Source organism: Acidaminococcus intestini DSM 21505, from assembly GCF_000425045.1.
GTDB classification, from domain to species: Bacteria; Bacillota; Negativicutes; order Acidaminococcales; family Acidaminococcaceae; genus Acidaminococcus; species Acidaminococcus intestini.
The window spans coordinates 1-2,385 of record NZ_AULA01000056.1; the positions used below are offsets into that span (position 1 = coordinate 1).

Annotated in this window: 3 protein-coding genes; 1 reads left to right on the forward strand and 2 read right to left on the reverse strand. The window is 45.3% G+C overall.

What is annotated here, in order from left to right; genetic code table 11:
• Nucleotides 1-463 precede the first annotated feature (463 nt).
• Together H503_RS0110905 and H503_RS0110910 are read right to left on the reverse strand one after the other, a co-directional pair.
• Nucleotides 464-895: an acyl-CoA thioesterase gene (locus tag H503_RS0110905; protein WP_248604866.1), complete on the reverse strand. Its 432-nt coding sequence runs from the start codon at nucleotides 893-895 to the stop codon at nucleotides 464-466.
• 10 nt (nucleotides 896-905) lie between these two features.
• Entirely contained in the window at nucleotides 906-1,445 is a 540-nt protein-coding gene (locus tag H503_RS0110910; RefSeq protein WP_026385739.1) for a DUF805 domain-containing protein, read from the reverse strand.
• Between the two features lie 127 nt (nucleotides 1,446-1,572).
• Between H503_RS0110910 and H503_RS0110915 the strand changes: the two genes are divergently transcribed.
• Nucleotides 1,573-2,283 carry a hypothetical protein gene (locus H503_RS0110915; RefSeq protein WP_009016458.1) on the forward strand — a complete coding sequence of 237 codons (711 nt, stop codon included), beginning with the start codon at nucleotides 1,573-1,575 and terminating at the stop codon, nucleotides 2,281-2,283.
• Nucleotides 2,284-2,385: the final 102 nt, after the last annotated feature.

The following is a 2,385-nucleotide window of genomic DNA, read 5'->3' on the forward strand; positions in this document are numbered from 1 at the left end:
CGCGTCACTAAAGTGACTTGACCCGCACATCTGTCAATCAATATTCAGTTCTCAAGGTTCGTTCCTCGCTGTCATCCTCATCGGTGACAGCTTGTATATCATATCACAGGATGAAGTTCTTGTCAATAACTTTTTTGAATTTCTTTTTTGAAATCCATGAAGCATTGGCTCGCTTTCCTGTGTCCTGCGTCATCGTGGGGCGTTTGCCTCACCGCTGACAGATAGATACTATACAGGATTTTCCCATAAATTGCAAGCACTTTTTTTCTTTTTTTTGTAATTTTCTTTACATGTACTATATATTGATTTTCTTCTTTCCTTTTTTTCCATATCTTGAGATAGCAGTGTTCTTCGAGCACGTCTGAGATATAGGATTTTTTTATGAGTCACGCTCATTTCTCTTGCCAGGGCAGAATTGTTGGTCCATTCATACCTTTAGCCTTCTTAAACCAGGCAAATAAGGTTATTCCCGAATGGCCGTCAGCTTCCGATACGTCATCTGATGCGCCTTCATTTCTTCTGTCAGATTATCCAGCTTTGCCCCATGAGGCACGGGACGCCGCGTGTTTTCATCGATGGAAACAAAAGTTAGATAGGATTGGGCCGCAAGCTCTTTGGTATGAAGGAAACGAACTGTGACAAAAACGCCGAGGCTGGTTTTTCCCGCATCGACCACGGTGCCTGTGACGCTCACCGTTTCTCCTTTTTCCACTGACTTGACAAATTTCATTCCATTCATTCCAAAAAAGACCATATGGGGATGACCTAAAAATGCTTCAGCCGTCAAAAAACCGCCTTCAATCATAAAATTCGCACAGCTTCCCGCAAATAGGGTCCCCCTGGGATTGAGGTCTTTGGGCATGATCATATGATAGGTCGATAAAGTCTGATTCATGGCAATCTCCTTATTTAGTTTTAGGCCCATAGGCATTATCCCCTGCGTCTCCTTTCATGAAGAAGAGGGCTAGGAGAATCACAAAAAAAAGAACAGGAATACAAAAGATAATGGCCCAAAGGCCGCTGTGGCCTAGGTCATGGAGACGGCGTACCCCCAAGGTAATCTGCATGATCAGTCCAATGAGGGAAAAAGCTGCCGCCACGGGAGGAACGAAGGAAAAGACAACGGAAATGATGCCTACCGTCACAAGCAGGAGCAGCCAGCGAACAAAAAAGGTGCTGCGAGAAATCCTTCCTTTCGTGGATAGATACATTTCCTGCCAGTTTTCTGTATTCGGAATGTTTTCCTTGATGTAGGAAGCTGCACTTTTAGGTGCCTTTTCCTGCTGAAATTGACTTTTTTTCCCTTCTTCCGCCATGGAAAGGTTTTCTTTTTCTTTTTCAGGGGTGACTTCAGCTTTACTTTTTATCACGGCTTTGCCGCAATGGGGACAATACTGCGCCGTTTCTTCTATCATTTCGTGACAATATGGACATTCCACGGTCATTCGCTCCTTTTTCTTCTTGGGAAAAATGCTCCCTTGCGAAAGATTATAACACAGATTGTCGTCTTCCTTTTAGCGTTTTCCCCTTTTTCCATGCTATAATGGAACCATCACCATAAGGAGGTGCGCCATGAAGCATTTGATGGCCTGTACAGCCCTTTGCCTGATTTTAGGGGTTACCTTTCCTGCGGAGGCTCGTTGGAGCGTCCTTCAAAAGGATGAAAGGGGGACCCTCTCCTTCCATGTCGAGTCCCTAAAACTCCTTGATAAGGATCGTACCGTCCGCGTCTACGAACGCTGGCAGCCAAAAGATAGCAGTATATCAGGAACCGTCATGCACAATGAATACGACTTCCACCTGAAACAGTGGCGCACACGGAGCAAATTTACGGTCACGCCGTCAGGAAAGAAAGGGAAAGGAACCCGAAAAATCGGTCCATGGCAACCGCTTTCGGCCCTTACACCAACAATGACCCACGCCAGGTATTATCGAGATTATGCACAGCTAAACGGTCCCTGGACGTTCGTTAAGACCATTCCCCGCTTGGGTAGGAAATGGATCAATCCAAAAAGCATTCGAAAAACAGGAACGGAACGCTATGAAGTCTGGGAAAAGACGGAGTTACGCCGCAGCGTGGCAGGAACAAAAGTACTTCTTTCCCTGACTGAATATGACCTTAGAAAAGAAACGGCAGAAACCAAATACCTTTCAAACTTTGACGCGTCAGGCTACATGACGAGCCATGCAGCCACCAAGGATCGTTGGAGCCGCAAGACCGATACATACGGGGAGTATATCGGTGACGCTGTCAAAAAACATTATGAGAAAAAAGAGATGTGAAGATGATCTGAAATGTACCCTCTTTACTGGACACCCAGTAAGGAGGGTACATTTTGCGTTATACGACTGAATTTAAGCTGATGTGTGTAGAACTTTATCGTC